This window comes from Nonomuraea terrae (assembly GCF_004348995.1).
Classification (GTDB): Bacteria; Actinomycetota; Actinomycetes; order Streptosporangiales; family Streptosporangiaceae; genus Nonomuraea; species Nonomuraea terrae.
Genome location: NZ_SMKQ01000109.1, coordinates 1 through 19,136 on the forward strand (window position 1 = coordinate 1; position 19,136 = coordinate 19,136).

Here is a 19,136-nt window from a genome sequence, read left to right on the forward strand (position 1 = left end):
CCTTCAAGGTGCTCATCAAGGAGATGCAGTCGCTGTGCCTCAACGTCGAGGTGCTCTCCAGCGACGGCATGTCCATCGAGATGCGCGACACCGACGAGGACGTCTTCCGCGCGGCGGAGGAGCTCGGTATCGACCTGTCCCGGCGTGAGCCGAGCAGCGTGGAAGAAGTCTGAGGGGGAGATCGCACACAATGCTAGACGTCAACTTCTTCGACGAGCTTCGGATCGGGCTGGCGACGGCCGACGACATTCGTCAGTGGTCGCACGGCGAGGTCAAGAAGCCCGAGACGATCAACTACCGGACTCTCAAGCCGGAAAAGGACGGGCTCTTCTGCGAGAAGATCTTCGGCCCGACCCGCGACTGGGAGTGCTACTGCGGCAAGTACAAGCGGGTCCGCTTCAAGGGCATCATCTGTGAGCGTTGCGGCGTCGAGGTCACTCGCGCCAAGGTGCGTCGTGAGCGGATGGGCCACATCGAGCTGGCCGCGCCGGTCACGCACATCTGGTACTTCAAGGGCGTCCCGTCGCGCCTCGGCTACCTGCTCGACCTGGCCCCGAAGGACCTGGAGAAGGTCATCTACTTCGCGGCCTACATGATCACGCATGTCGACACCGAGCTGCGTGAGCGTGACCTGCCCTCGCTGGAGGCGAAGATCTCCGTCGAGCGGCAGCACATCGAGCAGCGCCGTGACGCCGACATCGAGGCCCGGCAGAAGAAGCTCGAGGCCGACCTGGCCGAGCTCGAGGCCGCCGGCGCCAAGGGCGACCAGCGCCGCAAGGTCCGTGAGGGCGCCGAGCGCGAGATGCGTCAGCTGCGCGACCGCGCCCAGCGCGAGCTCGACCGGCTCGAGGAGGTCTGGACGCGGTTCAAGAACCTCAAGGTCCAGGACCTCGAGGGCGACGAGCTGCTCTACCGCGAGATGCGCGACCGCTTCGGCCGCTACTTCAAGGGCGGCATGGGCGCGCAGGCGATCCAGGAGCGCCTGGTGAGCTTCGACCTCGACGCCGAGGCCGAGAACCTGCGCGAGACCATCCGCAGCGGCAAGGGCCAGAAGAAGGCCCGCGCGCTCAAGCGGCTCAAGGTCGTGTCGGCGTTCCTCAATACGACCAACTCGCCGCGCGGCATGGTGCTCGACTGCATCCCGGTCATCCCGCCGGACCTGCGCCCGATGGTGCAGCTCGACGGTGGCCGGTTCGCGACCTCCGACCTCAACGACCTGTACCGCCGGGTCATCAACCGGAACAACCGCCTCAAGCGTCTGCTCGACCTCGGCGCGCCCGAGATCATCGTGAACAACGAGAAGCGGATGCTCCAGGAGGCCGTGGACGCGCTGTTCGACAACGGCCGCCGCGGTCGCCCGGTCACCGGTCCCGGCAACCGGCCGCTGAAGTCCCTCAGCGACATGCTGAAGGGTAAGCAGGGCCGGTTCCGCCAGAACCTGCTGGGCAAGCGCGTCGACTACTCCGGCCGTTCGGTCATCGTCGTCGGCCCGCAGCTCAAGCTGCACCAGTGCGGTCTGCCCAAGCAGATGGCGCTGGAGCTGTTCAAGCCGTTCGTGATGAAGAGGCTCGTGGACCTCAACCACGCGCAGAACATCAAGTCGGCCAAGCGGATGGTCGAGCGCGCCCGCCCTGTGGTGTGGGACGTGCTCGAAGAGGTCATCACCGAGCACCCGGTGCTGCTCAACCGTGCTCCGACGCTCCACCGTCTGGGCATCCAGGCGTTCGAGCCGCAGCTGGTCGAGGGCAAGGCCATCCAGATCCACCCGCTCGTCTGCACCGCGTTCAACGCGGACTTCGACGGCGACCAGATGGCCGTGCACCTGCCGCTGTCGGCTGAGGCCCAGGCCGAGGCGCGCATCCTGATGCTCTCGACCAACAACATCCTCAAGCCGGCCGACGGCAAGCCCGTGACGATGCCCACCCAGGACATGGTCATCGGCCTCTACTGGCTGACGACCATGAAGGAGGGCGCGCAGGGCGAGGGCCGCGTGTTCGGCTCGATCGCCGAGGCGCAGATGGCCTTCGACCGCCGCGAGCTGGAGATCCAGGCCAAGATCCACATCCGGCTGAAGGACATCCTGCCGCCGCGTGAATGGGTCGCTCCCGACGGCTGGGAGCCCGGTGACCCGATCCGGCTGGAGACCACGTTCGGGCGGTGCCTGTTCAACCAGACGCTGCCGGACAGCTACCCCTTCGTCGACTTCCAGGTCGGCAAGAAGCAGCTGTCGCAGATCGTGAACGAGCTGGCGGAGACGTACCCGAAGATCGAGGTGGCCGCGGCGCTCGACGCGCTCAAGGACGCCGGGTTCCGCTGGGCGACCCGCTCCGGTGTCACGATCTCGATCGAGGACGTCGTCGCGCCCCCGAACAAGACCGAGATCATGGAGAACTACGAGCGCCGGGCTGACAAGGTCCAGCGCGAGTACGAGCGCGGTCTGATCACCGACGAGGAGCGCCGCCAGGAGCTCATCGAGATCTGGACGCACGCGACGGCCGACGTCGAGACCGACATGGTCAACGCCTTCCCGGCGACCAACCCGGTCTGGATGATGGTCAACTCCGGCGCCCGCGGTAACAAGATGCAGGTCCGCCAGATCGCCGGCATCCGTGGCCTGGTGTCCAACACCAAGGGTGAGACGATCCCGCGTCCGATCAAGGCCTCGTTCCGCGAGGGCCTGTCGGTGCTGGAGTACTTCATCTCCACCCACGGTCAGCGGAAGGGTCTCGCCGACACCGCGCTGCGTACCGCCGACTCGGGTTACCTGACCCGTCGTCTGGTGGACGTGGCCCAGGACGTCATCGTGCGCGAGATCGACTGCGGCACCGACCGCGCGGTCCCGCTGCACGTGGCCGACCGCGACGCGGCGGGCAACCTGGTCAAGGCGGAGAACGCCGAGTCCAACGTGCACGGCCGCATCCTCGCCGAGGACGTCGTGGTCGACGGCAAGGTCATCGTCCCCGAGGGCGTCGACATCAACGACATCCACGTGACGAAGCTGGTCGAGGCCGGCATCGAGACCGTGCGGACGCGCAGCGCGCTCGTCTGCGAGGCCAAGATCGGTGTCTGCGCGAAGTGCTACGGCCGTTCGCTGGCCACCGGCAAGCTCGTCGACGTCGGCGAGGCGGTCGGCATCATCGCCGCCCAGTCGATCGGTGAGCCCGGCACGCAGCTGACGATGCGGACCTTCCACACCGGTGGTGTGGCCGGCGCCGACATCACCCACGGTCTGCCGCGTGTCACGGAGCTGTTCGAGGCGCGCATCCCCAAGGGTGTCGCCCCGATCTCCGAGGCCGAGGGCCGGGTCCGGATCGACGAGACCGACAAGACCAGGAAGATCGTGATCGTCCCCGACGACGGGTCGGAGGAGATCGCCTACCCGGTCTCGATGCGCTCGCGCCTGCTCGTGCAGGAGGGCCAGCGGGTCACGGTCGGCCAGCAGCTGGTCGCCGGTGCGGTCAACCCGAACGAGGTGCTGCGCATCCTCGGCCCGCGGGCCGTGCAGCTGCACCTGGTGGCGGAGGTCCAGCAGGTCTACCGGTCGCAGGGTGTGTCGATCCACGACAAGCACATCGAGATCATCGTGCGGCAGATGCTCAAGCGCGTGAACGTGCTGGAGTCCGGTGACACCGACCTGCTGCCCGGCGAGCTCGTCGAGCGTCCGCGCTTCGAGCTGATGAACCGCGAGACCGTGGCCGAGAGCGGCCAGCCCGCCGCCGGCCGTCCGGTGCTCATGGGCATCACGAAGGCGTCGCTCGCCACCGAGTCGTGGCTGTCGGCGGCCTCCTTCCAGGAGACGACCAGGGTCCTGACGGACGCGGCGATCCACGCCAAGTCCGACTCGCTCCTGGGCCTGAAGGAGAACGTCATCATCGGTAAGCTCATCCCGGCCGGTACGGGCATGCCCCAGTACCGCAACATCCGGGTCGAGCCGACCGAGGAGGCCAAGGCCGCCATGTACACCGTCGGCGGTTACGACGGTTCGGCGGCCGACTACACCTTCGGCACCGGCAGCGGCGAGGCCGTTCCGCTGGAGGAGTACGACTTCGGCCAGTACAACCGGTGATCGCTTAGTCGCCTGTAGGTGACGCGCCCGGGTCTCTCGTCCGAGAGGCCCGGGCGCGCTGCTTTTCCCGCCTCCCTGTTACGGCAGAGCCAGGCCGGCCCACCCGCCGCCCGTGGCTGAGGACCCTCCAGGGAGACGCCCACTGACCCCTTCACCGGCGGGCCGCCGTCACGCCGCCCCGTGGGCCCTCTCCGTGGCCGAAGCGGGCAGCGGGCCGCAGGGCTCTCCGATGGAGGGTTACGGGGATATGACCGTGGGGACAAGGTATGGGGAAAGGCGCGTGGGGCAGCGGGAAAACAGAGGGATCGGGAGCCGGCCGCGTTGTGGCCGGATCCGGCGCGGGCAGCCATGCCGGACAGGTATCATGGCGGCGGAGCTGTAGATGGGCTGGATGAAATAGGCCCCGGCGACCCGGAGTGGCAAGGCTTATCCGCTTTGTCGCGCCGTTTTGACGTGTCGCGTGGGCCTGGGTAGTCTTGAGCATCGTGCCCGACTTCTAGCGGGCTCTCGGCCGTGCGCTCATTACGGGCGCAGGACGGCTTCCTGGCTCGTAATCCTCGTGGACGTGCTGTGCGAGTAGCGCGACACGCCCGAGCGCGGGGGCGCCGAGACAAGAAAAACCAGCAGGTCATGACACCGGCAGTACCTGCGAAACGCAAGACCAATGAACGTAACACCGGCCAAGGCACGAAACGGAGTGGCAGTGCCCACTATTCAGCAGTTGGTCCGCAAGGGCCGGCAGGACAAGGTCTCCAAGACCAAGACTCCTGCCCTCAAGGGGAGCCCGCAGCGACGCGGCGTTTGCCAGCGCGTCTACACCACCACCCCGAAGAAGCCCAACTCGGCACTGCGCAAGGTGGCCCGCGTTCGGCTCACGAACGGCATCGAGGTCACGGCCTACATCCCCGGTGTGGGTCACAACCTCCAGGAGCACTCCATCGTGCTCGTGCGTGGCGGTCGTGTGAAGGACCTGCCTGGTGTTCGCTACAAGATCATCCGTGGTTCGCTCGACACCCAGGGTGTCCGCAACCGCAAGCAGGCCCGTAGCCGCTACGGCGCGAAGAAGGAGAAGAGCTAACAATGCCTCGTAAGGGTTCTCCTGGCCGTCGTCAGCTCATGGCTGACCCGGTTTACAGCTCGCCGCTGGTGACCGCCCTGATCAACAAGGTGCTTCTGGACGGCAAGCGCTCCATCGCGCAGTCGATCGTCTACGGCGCCCTCGAGGGCTGCAGGGAGAAGACGGGCAACGACCCGGTCGTCACCCTCAAGCGCGCGCTTGACAACGTCAAGCCGACCCTCGAGGTCCGCAGCCGTCGCGTCGGTGGTGCCACCTACCAGGTGCCGGTCGAGGTGCGCGCCGCGCGCAGCACCACCCTGGCCCTGCGCTGGCTGGTGCAGTACTCCCGCGCCCGCCGCGAGAAGACCATGACCGAGCGCCTCATGAACGAGCTCCTCGACGCCAGCAACGGCCTCGGGGCGAGCGTGAAGAAGCGCGAGGACACCCACAAGATGGCCGAGTCCAACAAGGCCTTCGCCCACTACCGCTGGTAACCCCGGCGGGTTCGACGAGACGACGAGGACGCGAGAGAAGTGGCCACCACGACCGCTCTTGACCTGGCCAAGGTCCGCAACATCGGGATCATGGCCCATATCGACGCGGGCAAGACCACCACGACCGAGCGCATCCTGTTCTACACCGGCATCAACTACAAGATCGGTGAAGTCCACGAGGGCGCTGCCACGATGGACTGGATGGAGCAGGAGCAGGAGCGCGGCATCACGATCACGTCCGCCGCGACGACCTGTGAGTGGCTCGGTCACACCATCAACATCATCGACACCCCGGGTCACGTCGACTTCACCATCGAGGTGGAGCGCTCGCTTCGCGTCCTCGACGGTGCCGTCGCCGTGTTCGACGGTGTCGCGGGTGTCGAACCGCAGTCGGAGACGGTGTGGCGCCAGGCTGACCGCTACAACGTCCCGCGCATCTGCTTCGTGAACAAGATGGACCGGGTCGGCGCGGAGTTCCACCGCTGCGTCGACATGATGGTCAACCGCCTGGGGGCGACCCCGGCCGTCATCCAGCTCCCGCTGGGCGTCGAGGCCGACTTCAAGGGCGTCATCGACCTCATCAAGATGAAGGCGCTCGTCTGGAGCGCCGAGGCGGCCAAGGGCGAGATGTACGACACCGTCGACATCCCGGCCGACCACGCCGACGCCGCCAGGGAATGGCGCGACCGGCTCATCGAGACCGTGGCGGAGAACGACGACGAGCTGATGGAGCTCTTCCTCGAGGGCACCGAGCCCACCGAGGAGCAGCTGGTGGCGGCCATCCGCCGCGCCACGCTGGCCAGCGCCATCAACCCGGTGCTGTGCGGCACCGCGTTCAAGAACAAGGGTGTGCAGCCCCTGCTCGACGCGATCGTCGCCTACCTCCCCGCCCCGACCGACCTCAAGGCCTTCAAGGGCCACGCGGTCGGCAACGAGGAGAAGGTGATCGAGCGTCACGCGGACCCGGCCGAGCCGTTCTCCGCTCTGGCCTTCAAGATCGCCAGCGACCCGCACCTGGGCAAGCTCACCTACATCCGCATCTACTCGGGCACGCTCGAGACCGGTTCACAGGTCATCAACTCTGTGAAGGGGAAGAAGGAGCGGATCGGCAAGATCTACCAGATGCACGCCAACAAGCGCGAAGAGCGCCCCACGGCGATCGCCGGCCAGATCGTCGCCGTCATGGGTCTGAAGGACACCACGACCGGCGACACCCTCTCCGACCCGTCGAACCAGGTCGTGCTCGAGTCGATGACGTTCCCGGCTCCGGTGATCAACGTCGCCATCGAGCCGAAGACCAAGGGCGACCAGGAGAAGCTCTCGACCGCCATCCAGCGGCTGGCCGAGGAGGACCCGTCCTTCCAGGTCCGCCGCGACGAGGAGACCGGTCAGACGGTCATCTGGGGCATGGGCGAGCTTCACCTGGAGATTCTCGTCGACCGCATGCGTCGCGAGTTCAAGGTGGAGGCCAACGTGGGCCGCCCGCAGGTGGCCTACCGCGAGACCATCCGCCGCAAGGTGGAGAAGCTCGACTACACCCACAAGAAGCAGACCGGTGGTTCCGGTCAGTTCGCGCGGGTGATCATCAACCTCGAACCGCTGGGCGAAGGCAACGACGGCTACGAGTTCGAGAACAAGGTCACGGGTGGCCGCGTCCCGCGGGAGTACATCCCGTCGGTCGACGCGGGCGCCCAGGAGGCCGCCGAGTTCGGCGTGCTGGCCGGTTATCCGATGGTGGGCGTGAAGGTGACGCTGATCGATGGTGCCGCGCACGACGTCGACTCCTCGGAGATGGCCTTCAAGATCGCCGGCTCGATGGCCTTCAAGGAGGCCGCGCGCAAGGCGGACGCTGTTCTCCTCGAGCCGATGATGGCCGTTGAGGTCACCACGCCCGAGGACTACATGGGTGACGTCATCGGTGACCTCAACGGTCGCCGCGGGCAGATCCAGGCGATGGACGAGCGGGCCGGCGCCCGTGTCGTCCAGGCGCTCGTGCCGTTGTCTGAGATGTTCGGCTACGTGGGCGACCTGCGTAGCAAGACGCAGGGGCGCGCGAGCTACAGCATGCAGTTCGACTCCTACGCTGAGGTGCCTCCGGGCATCGCCAAGGAGATCGTCGCGAAGGCCCGGGGCGAATAGTTCCGGTCCGGTCCCGCACGGGGCCGGGCCAGGACGGCTGTCCTGGTCCCTGGTGGGGTGGTGAGAGCCACCCCACCGCCAAGGGGTTCGGGGGTTCCCGGGCCCGAGTGTGTAGACGAAAGTCAGTCAGATTCTCAAGGAGAGAACTAGTGGGTAAGGCCAAGTTCGAGCGGACCAAGCCGCACATGAACATCGGCACCATTGGGCACATCGACCACGGCAAGACCACGCTGACCGCGGCGATCACCAAGGTGCTCCACGACCGGTTTCCCGAGCTGAACCAGGCGACCCCGTTCGACAAGATCGACAAGGCGCCGGAGGAGAAGGCTCGTGGCATCACGATCTCCATCGCGCACGTCGAGTACCAGACGGAGAAGCGTCACTACGCTCACGTTGACTGCCCCGGCCACGCGGACTACGTCAAGAACATGATCACCGGTGCCGCTCAGATGGACGGCGCCATCCTGGTGGTCGCCGCGACTGACGGTCCGATGCCGCAGACGAAGGAGCACGTCCTCCTGGCCCGCCAGGTCGGCGTTCCCTACATCGTCGTGGCCCTCAACAAGTCCGACATGGTGGACGACGAGGAGATCCTGGAGCTCGTCGAGCTCGAGGTCCGTGAGCTCCTGTCCGCTCAGGAGTTCCCCGGCGACGACCTGCCGGTCGTCCGCGTCTCCGCGCTCAAGGCTCTTGAGGGCGACGAGAAGTGGGCCGACAGCATCATCGAGCTGATGAACGCCGTCGACGAGAACGTGCCCGAGCCGCCGCGTGAGACGGAGAAGCCGTTCCTCATGCCGGTCGAGGACGTCTTCTCGATCACCGGTCGCGGCACGGTCGTCACCGGTCGTATCGAGCGTGGCATCGTCAAGGTCAACGAGCAGGTCGACATCATCGGCATCAAGCCGGAGAAGACGACGACCACCGTCACCAGCATCGAGATGTTCAACAAGATGCTCGACGAGGGTCACGCCGGCGACAACGCCGCCCTGCTGCTCCGCGGCATCAAGCGCGACGACGTCGAGCGCGGCCAGTGCATCATCAAGCCGGGCACGACCACTCCGCACACCGAGTTCGAGGGCCAGGTCTACATCCTGTCCAAGGACGAGGGCGGCCGCCACACGCCGTTCTTCAACAACTACCGCCCGCAGTTCTACTTCCGTACGACTGACGTGACCGGTGTCGTGCACCTCCCCGAGGGCACCGAGATGGTCATGCCGGGCGACAACACCGAGATGCGCGTTGAGCTGATCCAGCCCATCGCCATGGAGGAAGGCCTCAAGTTCGCGATCCGTGAGGGTGGCCGCACCGTCGGCGCCGGTCGGGTCACGAAGATCATCAAGTAGCTAGACCGTCGGGGCGGCGGTCGGCCCCGCATCCGGGCCGACCGCCGAACCCTGTCAGGGCTCCACGCGAGCGCCGTGATCCAGCAGTTGCTTCGGCCAGGTGACCGAAGTCACTGCCGGATCACGGAAGAATAAGGCAGATCGTCAACGTCTGCCTCGTGGGGTCAACGCAGGCTTGGCCTGCATCAGCACAGCGGCAACAGGCCGCACGATACTTTTTCAGACGACAGCGAAGGACACCGAGGCCACTATGGCGGGACAGAAGATCCGCATTCGGCTCAAGGCCTATGACCACGAGGTCATCGATAGCTCGGCCAAGAAGATCGTCGAGACGGTGACGCGGACTGGCGCGAAGGTCGCGGGCCCGGTGCCGCTGCCGACCGAGAAGAACGTGTACTGCGTCATCCGCTCGCCGCACAAGTACAAGGACAGCCGCGAGCACTTCGAGATGCGCACGCACAAGCGGCTGATTGACATCATCGACCCGACCCCCAAGACGGTTGACTCGCTCATGCGGCTCGACCTCCCCGCGGGTGTCGACATTTCGATCAAGCTCTGAGGGAACGCACTGACATGGCTAAGACGATCAAGGGCGTCCTGGGCAAGAAGCTCGGCATGACCCAGGTCTTCGACGCGGACAACCGGATGATTCCGGTGACCGTGGTCGAGGCCGGTCCGTGCGTGGTGACCCGCGTCCGCACGCCCGAGAAGGACGGCTACTCCGCCATCCAGCTCGGCTTCGGGCAGGTCGACCCACGGAAGGTCAACAAGCCGCTCGGCGACTACCTGCGTAAGCACGACATCACCCCGCGCCGTTACTTCGCGGAGATCCGCACCGACGACGCGAACGACTACACCCTCGGCCAGGAGCTGCTGGCCGACACCTTCGAGGCCGGCCAGTTCGTCGACGTGACGGGCAAGAGCAAGGGTAAGGGCTTCGCCGGTGTCATGAAGCGGCACGGCTTCGGTGGTCTGGGTGCGTCGCACGGTACGCAGCGCAAGCACCGTTCGCCGGGTTCCATCGGTGGCTGCGCCACCCCGGGCCGCGTATTCAAGGGTCTGCGCATGGCTGGTCGGATGGGTAACGTCCGCACCACTGTGCAGAGCCTCAAGGTTCACGCCGTCGACGCCGAGAAGGGTCTCATCCTGATCAAGGGTGCGGTCCCCGGCGCCAACGGCAGCCTGGTCCTCGTCCGTACCGCTGCCAAGAAGGGGGCTGCCAAGTGAGCACCACTATTGACGTCCTCGACGCCAGCGGCGCGAAGGCCGGCACGGTTGACCTGCCCGAAGACATCTTCGGCACCAAGGTCAACGTTCCGCTGATCCACCAGGTGGTCGTGGCCCAGCTCGCCGCTCGCCGGCAGGGCACCCACAAGGCCAAGACCCGCGGTGAGGTCTCCGGCGGCGGCAAGAAGCCGTACCGCCAGAAGGGCACCGGCCGCGCCCGCCAGGGTTCGACTCGTGCGCCGCAGTTCGCCGGCGGTGGCGTCGTCCACGGCCCCGTGCCGCGGGACTACTCCCAGCGCACGCCCAAGAAGATGAAGGCCGCCGCGCTGCGCGGCGCCCTGTCCGACCGGGCCGGTGGCGGACGCGTGCACGTGGTCAGCTCGCTGGTCACCGGCGAGACGCCCAAGACCAAGGCCGCCCTGGAGGCCCTGCGCAAGATCACCCAGGCTCCGCGCGTTCTCGTCGTGGTCGACGCGGACGACGAGCTGACCTGGATGAGCCTGCGCAACGCTCCCGAGGTCCACCTGCTGGACGCCGGGCAGCTCAACACCTACGACGTGCTCGTGCACGACGACGTGGTCTTCACCCAGGAGGCGTACGACCAGGTCGTGGCGCGGCTGACTGGCGGGAAGGAAGACGCCTGATGGAGAAGATCGCCGACCCGCGCGACATCATCATCAAGCCGGTCGTCTCTGAGAAGAGCTACGGCCTGATCGATGAGAACAACAAGTACACGTTCCTGGTGAGGACGACCGCGAACAAGACCCAGGTCAAGATCGCGGTCGAGCAGATCTTCGGGGTCAAGGTCACCAACGTGAACACCATCAACCGGCAGGGCAAGCGCAAGCGGACCCGTACCGGTTACGGCAAGCGTCCCGACACCAAGCGCGCCATCGTGAGCCTGGTCGAGGGCGATCGGATCGACATCTTCGGTCAGATCGGCTAGCAGCGCCATAGAACGGAGCGGGCCCGGCCGGGCCCGCGGGGTGAGACCGTCGCACTCCGGTGCGGCGGGCTCACCCATGTAACCGACGAAGGATGAACGAAAAAGATGGGCATCCGTAAGTACAAGCCGACGACTCCGGGTCGCCGCGGGTCGAGTGTCTCGGACTTCTCCGAGATCACCCGCAGCACGCCCGAGAAGTCGTTGCTTGCGCCCCTTCACAGCAAGGGCGGCCGCAACGTACACGGCCGAGTCACCGCCCGCCACCAGGGCGGCGGTCACAAGCGCGCCTACCGGATCATCGACTTCCGTAGGCATGACAAGGACGGCATTCCGGCCAAGGTCGCTCACATCGAGTACGACCCCAACCGCACCGCCAACATCGCTCTGCTCCACTACGCGGACGGCGAGAAGCGCTACATCATCGCGCCGACCGGCCTCAAGCAGGGCGACCGAATCGAGAACGGCCCCGCTGCCGACATCAAGCCGGGCAACTGCCTGCCGCTGCGCAACATCCCGACCGGTACCTTCATCCACGCGGTGGAGCTCCGTCCGGGCGGCGGCGCCAAGCTCGGCCGTTCCGCGGGCGCTCAGATCCAGCTGCTCGCCAAGGAAGGCCAGTACGCCACCCTGCGTATGCCGTCCGGTGAAATGCGCATGGTCGACGTGCGCTGCCGGGCGACGGTCGGCCAGGTCGGCAACGCCGAGCAGGCCAACATCAACTGGGGCAAGGCCGGCCGTATGCGGTGGAAGGGCAAGCGCCCGACCGTCCGCGGTGTCGCGATGAACCCCGTCGACCACCCGCACGGTGGTGGTGAGGGCAAGACCTCCGGTGGTCGCCACCCGGTGAACCCGAAGGGTAAGCCCGAGGGCCGCACCCGCCAGGCCAACAAGTCCAGCGACCGGCTGATCATCCGTCGTCGGAGCAAGAGGAAGAAGCGGTAGGAGCAGCCGAGATGCCACGTAGCCTTAAGAAGGGTCCCTTCGTGGACGACCACCTTCAGAAGAAGGTCGACGTCCAGAACGAGAAGGGCACCAAAACCGTCATCAAGACGTGGTCGCGGCGCTCCATGATCGTTCCCGACATGCTCGGGCACACGATCGCCGTGCACGACGGCCGCAAGCACGTCCCGGTGTTCATCACCGAGTCGATGATCGGCCACAAGCTCGGAGAGTTCGCCCCCACGCGGACGTTCCGCAGCCACGTCAAGGAAGACCGGCGCAGCCGGCGATAGACGCCTTCAGAAGCATTCAGAGGAGTAAGCGATGGAAGCCAGGGCCCAGGCGCGGTTCGTCCGTGTCACGCCCATGAAGGCCCGCCGCGTGGTGGACCTTATTCGCGGGCTGCCCGCTTCGGAGGCGCAGGCCGTGCTGCAGTTCGCTCCCCAGTCGGCGAGCGAACCGATCTACAAGGTGCTCAGCAGCGCCATGGCGAACGCTGAGCACAACTTCGATCTCGACCCGAACACGCTCGTCGTGAGCCGCGCGTGGGTCGACGAGGGCCCGACGCTGAAGCGGTTCCGTCCGCGTGCACAGGGTCGCGCCTATCGGATCAACAAGCGGACGAGCCACATCACCGTGATCGTGGAGTCCCGCGAGCCGAAGGGAAGGACCCGATAGTGGGCCAGAAGGTTAACCCGCACGGGTTCCGCCTCGGCATCACGACCGACTTCAAGAGCCGGTGGTACGCCGACAAGCTGTACAAGTCGTACGTCGCCGAGGACGTGGCGATCCGTCGCATGCTGCAGAAGGGCATGGAGCGGGCCGGCATCTCCAAGGTCGAGATCGAGCGCACGACCGACCGCGTGCAGGTGGACATCCACACCGCGCGTCCGGGCATCGTGATCGGCCGGCGCGGCGCCGAGGCGGACCGTATCCGTGGCGACCTCGAGAAGCTGACCAAGAAGCAGGTCCAGCTGAACATCCTCGAGGTCAAGAACCCTGAGATCGACGCGCAGCTCGTCGCGCAGGGCGTGGCCGAGCAGCTGTCCAGCCGTGTCTCGTTCCGCCGTGCCATGCGCAAGGCGATGCAGTCGGCCATGAAGTCCGGCGCCAAGGGCATCCGTGTCCAGTGCTCCGGTCGTCTGGGCGGCGCCGAGATGTCGAGGTCGGAGTTCTACCGCGAGGGCCGTGTGCCGCTGCACACGCTTCGCGCGGACATCGACTACGGCTTCTACGAGGCCCGTACGACCTTCGGCCGTATCGGCGTGAAGGTCTGGATCTACAAGGGTGAGGCTCCGACGAGCCGCGCCGAGCGCGAGGCGGCCGCCGCCGGCGCCCGTGCCGGTCAGCGTCGCGAGCGTGACGACCGTCGTGGTGGCGGCGACCGTCCCCGTCGTGGTGGCGCCGGTGGCGCCCGCCGCGGTGGTGGCGGCCGTGGTGACCGCGCCCCCCGTACCGAGGCGGCTTCGCAGGCCGCCCCCGAGACCGGCCCGGCTGCGCAGCCGGGTGCTGAAGGGAGCTGACCATGCTGATCCCGCGCAGGGTCAAGCACCGCAAGCAGCACCGGCCTGACCGCAGCGGAGCCGCCAAGGGCGGCACCAGGGTCGTGTTCGGCGAGTTCGGCATCCAGGCGATTGAGCACTCGTACGTGACCAACCGCCAGATCGAGTCGGCTCGTATCGCCATGACCCGGCACATCCGCCGTGGCGGCAAGGTGTGGATCAACATCTACCCGGACCGTCCGCTCACCAAGAAGCCGGCCGAGACCCGCATGGGTTCCGGTAAGGGTTCGCCGGAGTGGTGGATCGCCAACGTCAAGCCCGGACGCGTGATGTTCGAGCTGTCCGGCGTGGCGGAGTCGGTGGCTCGTGAGGCGCTCACCCGGGCGATCCACAAGCTGCCGATGAAGTGCAAGATCGTTAAGCGTGAAGTGGGTGAGGCGTGATGGCTAAGGGCCTGACCGCTGGGGAGCTGCGGCTCGAGGACGAGGACACCCTCGTCCAGAAGCTGAAGGAGGCGAAGGAGGAGCTGTTCAACCTCCGCTTCCAGTCGGCGACCGGTCAGTTGGAGAGCCACGGGCGGCTGCGTGCCGTCCGCCGCGAGATCGCCCGTATCTACACCGTGATGCGCGAGCGCGAGCTGGGCATCGTCACGGTCGAGAAGGAGACGAGCGATGGCTGAGACCGAGACCACCGAGACCACTGAGACGAGCAACGACCAGCGGCACTTCCGCAAGGTTCGTGAGGGCCTCGTCGTCAGCGACAAGATGGACAAGACCGTCGTCGTCGCCGTCGAGGACCGCGTCAAGCACCGTCTGTACGGCAAGGTCATCCGCCGTACGACCAAGTACAAGGCGCACGACGAGGCCAACGCCTGCGGCGTCGGCGACCGCGTGCTGCTGATGGAGACCCGCCCCCTTTCCGCCACCAAGCGGTGGAGGGTCGTGGAGATCCTGGAGAAGGCCAAGTAGGCCTTCGCTGATATACCGCGCCTCGTGGGGGCTCTGAGCCCCCATGACGGTGTCCAAGGACGCGGGGCCGCAACGGCCCCGCGTCGCCTGCGGTGCGGCTCCCGTCGGGAGCTGTGGCCGTGGGAACAAGACAACGACAGGTTCCGCCAGGCTCAGCGATGAGAACCGGCGCGACTAACAGGAGAAGACGTGATCCAGCAGGAGTCGCGGCTCAAGGTCGCCGACAACACGGGTGCCAAGGAGATTCTCTGCATCCGCGTTCTCGGTGGCTCGGGCCGACGCTACGCCGGTATCGGCGACATCATCGTCGCCACAGTCAAGGACGCGCTGCCGGGCAGCACGGGCGTCAAGAAGGGCGACGTGGTCAAGGCCGTCGTCGTCCGCACGACCAAGGAGCGCCGCCGGCCCGACGGCTCCTACATCCGCTTCGACGAGAACGCCGCGGTCATCATCAAGGACAGCGGCGACCCTCGTGGCACTCGTATCTTCGGCCCGGTGGGTCGCGAGCTGCGTGACAAGAAGTTCATGCGCATCATCTCGCTCGCACCGGAGGTGCTGTGATGTCGAAGCTGAACGTGAAGAAGGGTGACCTGGTCCAGGTCATCGCGGGCAAGGACAAGGGTGCCAGGGGCCGTGTGATCGCCGCTCTGCCGCGCGAGGACCGCGTGGTGGTCGAGGGCGTCAACATGATCAAGAAGCACTCCAAGGAGACCATGCAGGGTCCGCGCGGCGCCAAGACCGGCGGCGTGCAGACCATGGAGGCTCCGATCCATGTCTCGAACGTGAAGAAGCTCAAGGACGAGAAGCCCGCCGACAAGAAGGCCGACGAGAAGAAGGCCGACGAGACGGGTGAGGACAGCTGATGACTGCCACGACCACTGAGACTGAGCGCCCGACGCCGCGGCTCAAGACGAAGTACCGCGAGGAGATCGCGGCCCAGCTTCGCGAGCAGTTCGGCATCGAGAACGTCATGCAGATCCCGGCCCTGACCAAGATCAAGGTCAACATGGGTGTCGGTGAGGCGGCTCGCGACTCCAAGCTCATCGAGGGCGCCGTCCGCGACCTCACCGCGATCACCGGCCAGAAGCCGGCCGTCGTCCGGGCCCGCAAGTCCATCGCGCAGTTCAAGCTGCGTGAGGGCATGCCGATCGGCGCGCACGTCACGCTGCGCGGCGACCGCATGTGGGAGTTCCTCGACCGGCTGCTGTCGCTCGCGCTGCCCCGTATCAGGGACTTCCGCGGCCTGTCGCCGAAGCAGTTCGACGGCAACGGCAACTACACGTTCGGTCTGACCGAGCAGGTCATGTTCCACGAGGTCGACCAGGACAAGGTCGACCGTCCGCGGGGCATGGACATCACGCTCGTGACCACCGCGAAGAACGACGACCAGGGCCGGGCGCTGCTGAAGCTCCTCGGCTTCCCGTTCAAGGAGGCCTGATCCAATGGCGAAGAAGTCGCTGATCGCCAAGGCGGGGCGCAAGCAGAAGTTCGAGGTGCGGGCTTACACGCGGTGCACGCGTTGCGGCCGGCCGCGCGCCGTCTACCGCAAGTTCGGGCTCTGCCGCGTGTGCTTCCGTGAGATGGCGCACCGGGGCGAGCTGCCCGGCATCACCAAGTCGAGCTGGTAGTTACCCTGGGGGGCGGCCGAGCGTCGTCCCTCGGGTGACCGCCCGCCACACATATTTCAGGAAAAGGCAGGACGCATCCGCGTCCATGACCGCGCCGTAGGTCCACCGGTAGAGCTCTGCTTGGCCGACTGGAAACCGCGGCGAGGAAGGCCACTGGCCATGACGATGACCGACCCGATCGCAGACATGTTGACGCGTCTGCGAAACGCGAATTCGGCGTACCACGACAGCGTGTCGATGCCGTACTCGAAGATCAAGGCGCACATCGCCGAGATCCTCCAGCAGGAGGGTTACATCCAGGCTTGGACCGTCGAGGACGCCAAGGTTGGCAAGAACCTCGTGGTGGAGCTCAAGTTCGGGCCGACCCGTGAGCGGTCGCTCGCGGGCCTGCGCCGGGTTTCCAAGCCCGGTCTGCGGGTTTATGCGAAGAAGGACAACCTGCCTCGAGTCCTGGGCGGACTGGGCGTCGCGATCATCTCGACGTCCCACGGCCTCATGACCGACAAGCAGGCCGGCAAGCGTGGTGTGGGCGGGGAAGTCCTCGCCTACGTCTGGTAGAGGGGAGGAACACAGCATGTCGAGAATCGGACGGCTGCCCATCCCTGTGCCCAGTGGCGTAGACATCACGATCACCGGCCAGGATGTCCAGGTCAAGGGCCCGAAGGGCACGCTCACTCACACGGTCGCGGACCCCATCAGGGTCGCTCGCGACGACGACGGCGCCATCGCCGTCACCCGCCCGAACGACGAGAACAAGGTCCGTGCGCTGCACGGCCTGTCGCGGACGCTGATCGCCAACATGGTGCAGGGCGTCACGCAGGGCTACTCCAAGAGCCTTGAGATCGTCGGTGTCGGTTACCGCGTCCAGGCCAAGGGGCCGACGCAGCTGGAGTTCTCCCTGGGCTTCAGCCACCCGGTCATCGTCGACGCCCCCGAGGGCGTCTCCTTCCGCGTCGAGAAGCCGACCCTGTTCCATGTGGACGGCATCGACAAGCAGAAGGTCGGCGAGGTCGCGGCCAACATCCGCAAGTTGCGCAAGCCTGACCCGTACAAGGGCAAGGGCGTGCGTTACCAGGGCGAACAGATCCGCCGCAAGGTCGGAAAGGCTGGTAAGTAGGCATGGCTCCGAAGACTGCGTTCAGCAAGCACACGGCTGCCCGCACCGTCTCGCGGGCCCGCCGTCACCGCCGCGTCCGCAAGAACGTCGTCGGTACGGCCGCCCGTCCGCGGCTGGTCGTCAACCGCTCGACCCGTCACATGTTCGTCCAGATCGTGGACGACACCGTCGGCCACACGCTGGTGAGCGCGTCCACCATGGACCCCTCGCTGCGCACGCTGGAGGCGGACAAGACGGAGAAGGCCAAGAAGGTCGGCGAGCTCCTCGCTCAGCGGGCCAAGGAAGCCGGGATCACGGCGGTCGTCTTCGACCGCGGTGGCAACCGCTACGCCGGTCGCATCGCGGCCCTGGCGGACAGCGCCCGCGAAGGCGGGCTCGAATTCTGATGGCAACTGAGAAGAGGAACCACTGATGGCTGCAGCTCCGCGTCGCGGTGGCGGCACCGGTGGCGAGCGGCGGGACCGTCGTGACGATCGCCGCGGTGGCGCCGCCGACAAGGGCGTCTCGTACATCGAGCGCGTAGTGAAGATCAACCGAGTGGCCAAGGTCGTGAAGGGTGGTCGTCGCTTCAGCTTCACCGCCCTCGTCGTCGTCGGCGACGGCAACGGCATGGTCGGCGTCGGCTACGGCAAGGCCAAGGAAGTCCCCGCGGCCATCGCCAAGGGCGTCGAAGAGGCCAAGAAGCACTTCTTCAAGGTGCCGCGCATCCAGGGCACGATCCCGCACACCGTGCAGGGCGAGGAGGCGGCCGGTGTCGTCTTCCTGCGTCCGGCCTCGGCCGGTACCGGCGTCATCGCCGGTGGCCCGGTGCGCGCGGTCCTGGAGTGCGCCGGCATCCACGACGTGCTGTCGAAGTCGCTGGGTTCGGACAACCCGATCAACATCGTGCACGCCACCGTGGCGGCTCTGAAGGGCCTTTCTCGCCCCGAGGAGATCGCCGCCCGTCGTGGCCTGCCGATCGAGGACGTCGCCCCGGCCGCGATGCTCAAGGCCCAGCGTGAGGGTCTCGCCGAGGCCGCGACGGCGAAGGCGGTGAGCTAGTCATGGCACGCCTGAAGATCACTCAGGTTCGCTCGAAGATCGGTGGCAAGCAGAACCAGCGTGACTCGCTGCGTTCGCTTGGCCTGAAGCGAATCGGCGATGTCGTCGTCAAGGAGGACCGGCCCGAGATTCGCGGCATGGTCTCCGTGGTGACGCACCTCGTCGAGGTGGAAGAGGTCGACTAGTCATGACTGACAAGGCTCCGCTGAAGATCCACGACCTGCGTCCCGCCCCCGGCGCCAACAAGGCCAAGACCCGCAAGGGTCGCGGCGAGGCGTCGAAGGGCAAGACGGCCGGTCGCGGCACCAAGGGTTCGCACGCCCGTACGACGATCCCCCTCGGCTTCGAGGGCGGTCAGGTGCCGCTGCAGAGGCGTCTGCCGAAGCTCAAGGGCTTCTCCAACGCCCTGTTCAAGACGACCTACCAGGTCGTCAACCTGGACAGGCTCGGTGAGCTGTTCCCCGAGGGTGGCGACGTCACCGTCGAGGCTCTGGTCGCCAAGGGTGCTGTCCGCAAGAACCAGCTCGTGAAGGTGCTCGGCACCGGCGAGATCTCCGTCGCGGTGAACGTGCAGGCTCACGCCTTCTCGTCGTCCGCGAAGGAGAAGATCGCCGCTGCCGGTGGTTCCGTTACCGAGCTGTAGTGACGCTATGACGAGGCGTGGGGGCG

Annotated in this window: 26 protein-coding genes; all 26 read left to right on the forward strand. The window is 66.6% G+C overall.

Going from position 1 to position 19,136, the window contains the following annotated elements:
* The first annotated feature begins 190 nt into the window (after nucleotides 1–190).
* The 26 genes from E1286_RS28295 (at nucleotide 191) to rplO (ending at nucleotide 19,110) form a co-directional block, all read left to right on the forward strand.
* Nucleotides 191–4,066: a DNA-directed RNA polymerase subunit beta' gene (locus E1286_RS28295; protein WP_132617234.1), complete on the forward strand. Its 3,876-nt coding sequence runs from the start codon at nucleotides 191–193 to the stop codon at nucleotides 4,064–4,066.
* Nucleotides 4,067–4,769: 703 nt separating this feature from the next.
* Nucleotides 4,770–5,144, forward strand: coding sequence for a 30S ribosomal protein S12 (gene rpsL / locus E1286_RS28300; protein WP_020542315.1), 375 nt, complete (start codon nucleotides 4,770–4,772; stop codon nucleotides 5,142–5,144).
* A 2-nt stretch (nucleotides 5,145–5,146) separates the two neighbouring features.
* Nucleotides 5,147–5,617: a 30S ribosomal protein S7 gene (gene rpsG, locus E1286_RS28305; protein ID WP_020542314.1), complete on the forward strand. Its 471-nt coding sequence runs from the start codon at nucleotides 5,147–5,149 to the stop codon at nucleotides 5,615–5,617.
* A 90-nt stretch (nucleotides 5,618–5,707) separates the two neighbouring features.
* The gene (gene fusA / locus E1286_RS28310; protein WP_246075246.1) at nucleotides 5,708–7,756 is read left to right on the forward strand and encodes an elongation factor G; all 2,049 of its coding nucleotides are present in this window, start codon (nucleotides 5,708–5,710) and stop codon (nucleotides 7,754–7,756) included.
* A gap of 149 nt (nucleotides 7,757–7,905) precedes the next feature.
* Nucleotides 7,906–9,099, forward strand: coding sequence for an elongation factor Tu (tuf, locus tag E1286_RS28315; protein ID WP_132617238.1), 1,194 nt, complete (start codon nucleotides 7,906–7,908; stop codon nucleotides 9,097–9,099).
* 250 nt (nucleotides 9,100–9,349) lie between these two features.
* Nucleotides 9,350–9,658, forward strand: a complete 309-nt coding sequence (gene rpsJ, locus E1286_RS28320; RefSeq protein WP_012887830.1) for a 30S ribosomal protein S10 — start codon at nucleotides 9,350–9,352, stop codon at nucleotides 9,656–9,658.
* A gap of 14 nt (nucleotides 9,659–9,672) precedes the next feature.
* Nucleotides 9,673–10,326, forward strand: a complete 654-nt coding sequence (gene rplC, locus E1286_RS28325; RefSeq protein ID WP_132617240.1) for a 50S ribosomal protein L3 — start codon at nucleotides 9,673–9,675, stop codon at nucleotides 10,324–10,326.
* Complete coding sequence (gene rplD / locus E1286_RS28330) at nucleotides 10,323–10,970, forward strand: 50S ribosomal protein L4 (RefSeq protein WP_132617242.1); 648 nt, start codon at nucleotides 10,323–10,325, stop codon at nucleotides 10,968–10,970. Before rplC ends, rplD begins: the two co-directional genes overlap by 4 nt.
* Nucleotides 10,970–11,272 (forward strand): 50S ribosomal protein L23, encoded by a 303-nt coding sequence (gene rplW / locus E1286_RS28335; protein WP_132617244.1) that lies wholly within the window; start codon nucleotides 10,970–10,972, stop codon nucleotides 11,270–11,272. The genes rplD and rplW overlap by 1 nt, the downstream gene beginning before the upstream one ends.
* A gap of 105 nt (nucleotides 11,273–11,377) precedes the next feature.
* The gene (gene rplB, locus E1286_RS28340) at nucleotides 11,378–12,214 is read left to right on the forward strand and encodes a 50S ribosomal protein L2 (protein ID WP_111180890.1); all 837 of its coding nucleotides are present in this window, start codon (nucleotides 11,378–11,380) and stop codon (nucleotides 12,212–12,214) included.
* An 11-nt stretch (nucleotides 12,215–12,225) separates the two neighbouring features.
* Entirely contained in the window at nucleotides 12,226–12,504 is a 279-nt protein-coding gene (gene rpsS / locus E1286_RS28345) for a 30S ribosomal protein S19 (protein WP_132617246.1), read from the forward strand.
* Between the two features lie 31 nt (nucleotides 12,505–12,535).
* Complete coding sequence (gene rplV / locus E1286_RS28350; protein WP_090930454.1) at nucleotides 12,536–12,889, forward strand: 50S ribosomal protein L22; 354 nt, start codon at nucleotides 12,536–12,538, stop codon at nucleotides 12,887–12,889.
* Nucleotides 12,889–13,734 (forward strand): 30S ribosomal protein S3, encoded by an 846-nt coding sequence (gene rpsC, locus E1286_RS28355; RefSeq protein WP_132617248.1) that lies wholly within the window; start codon nucleotides 12,889–12,891, stop codon nucleotides 13,732–13,734. Before rplV ends, rpsC begins: the two co-directional genes overlap by 1 nt.
* A gap of 2 nt (nucleotides 13,735–13,736) precedes the next feature.
* Nucleotides 13,737–14,156, forward strand: coding sequence for a 50S ribosomal protein L16 (gene rplP, locus E1286_RS28360; RefSeq protein WP_106253402.1), 420 nt, complete (start codon nucleotides 13,737–13,739; stop codon nucleotides 14,154–14,156).
* The gene (gene rpmC / locus E1286_RS28365) at nucleotides 14,156–14,392 is read left to right on the forward strand and encodes a 50S ribosomal protein L29 (RefSeq protein ID WP_132617250.1); all 237 of its coding nucleotides are present in this window, start codon (nucleotides 14,156–14,158) and stop codon (nucleotides 14,390–14,392) included. Before rplP ends, rpmC begins: the two co-directional genes overlap by 1 nt.
* Nucleotides 14,385–14,681 (forward strand): 30S ribosomal protein S17, encoded by a 297-nt coding sequence (gene rpsQ, locus E1286_RS28370; RefSeq protein WP_132617252.1) that lies wholly within the window; start codon nucleotides 14,385–14,387, stop codon nucleotides 14,679–14,681. The genes rpmC and rpsQ overlap by 8 nt, the downstream gene beginning before the upstream one ends.
* A gap of 189 nt (nucleotides 14,682–14,870) precedes the next feature.
* Nucleotides 14,871–15,242 carry a 50S ribosomal protein L14 gene (rplN, locus tag E1286_RS28375; RefSeq protein ID WP_132617254.1) on the forward strand — a complete coding sequence of 124 codons (372 nt, stop codon included), beginning with the start codon at nucleotides 14,871–14,873 and terminating at the stop codon, nucleotides 15,240–15,242.
* An 8-nt stretch (nucleotides 15,243–15,250) separates the two neighbouring features.
* Nucleotides 15,251–15,544: a 50S ribosomal protein L24 gene (gene rplX / locus E1286_RS28380; RefSeq protein ID WP_132617284.1), complete on the forward strand. Its 294-nt coding sequence runs from the start codon at nucleotides 15,251–15,253 to the stop codon at nucleotides 15,542–15,544.
* Entirely contained in the window at nucleotides 15,544–16,119 is a 576-nt protein-coding gene (rplE, locus tag E1286_RS28385; protein WP_132617256.1) for a 50S ribosomal protein L5, read from the forward strand. Before rplX ends, rplE begins: the two co-directional genes overlap by 1 nt.
* Before the next feature lie 4 nt (nucleotides 16,120–16,123).
* The gene (locus E1286_RS28390) at nucleotides 16,124–16,309 is read left to right on the forward strand and encodes a type Z 30S ribosomal protein S14 (protein ID WP_090769707.1); all 186 of its coding nucleotides are present in this window, start codon (nucleotides 16,124–16,126) and stop codon (nucleotides 16,307–16,309) included.
* 159 nt (nucleotides 16,310–16,468) lie between these two features.
* On the forward strand, nucleotides 16,469–16,867 hold the full coding sequence (rpsH, locus tag E1286_RS28395) for a 30S ribosomal protein S8 (RefSeq protein ID WP_020542297.1): 399 nt from the start codon (nucleotides 16,469–16,471) through the stop codon (nucleotides 16,865–16,867).
* A 16-nt stretch (nucleotides 16,868–16,883) separates the two neighbouring features.
* Nucleotides 16,884–17,426, forward strand: coding sequence for a 50S ribosomal protein L6 (rplF, locus tag E1286_RS28400; protein WP_132617258.1), 543 nt, complete (start codon nucleotides 16,884–16,886; stop codon nucleotides 17,424–17,426).
* A gap of 2 nt (nucleotides 17,427–17,428) precedes the next feature.
* Nucleotides 17,429–17,812, forward strand: a complete 384-nt coding sequence (rplR, locus tag E1286_RS28405) for a 50S ribosomal protein L18 (RefSeq protein ID WP_132617260.1) — start codon at nucleotides 17,429–17,431, stop codon at nucleotides 17,810–17,812.
* 25 nt (nucleotides 17,813–17,837) lie between these two features.
* On the forward strand, nucleotides 17,838–18,467 hold the full coding sequence (rpsE, locus tag E1286_RS28410) for a 30S ribosomal protein S5 (protein WP_132617262.1): 630 nt from the start codon (nucleotides 17,838–17,840) through the stop codon (nucleotides 18,465–18,467).
* 2 nt (nucleotides 18,468–18,469) lie between these two features.
* Nucleotides 18,470–18,652, forward strand: a complete 183-nt coding sequence (gene rpmD / locus E1286_RS28415) for a 50S ribosomal protein L30 (RefSeq protein WP_080043226.1) — start codon at nucleotides 18,470–18,472, stop codon at nucleotides 18,650–18,652.
* A gap of 2 nt (nucleotides 18,653–18,654) precedes the next feature.
* The gene (gene rplO, locus E1286_RS28420; RefSeq protein ID WP_132617264.1) at nucleotides 18,655–19,110 is read left to right on the forward strand and encodes a 50S ribosomal protein L15; all 456 of its coding nucleotides are present in this window, start codon (nucleotides 18,655–18,657) and stop codon (nucleotides 19,108–19,110) included.
* The last annotated feature ends 26 nt before the right edge of the window (nucleotides 19,111–19,136 follow it).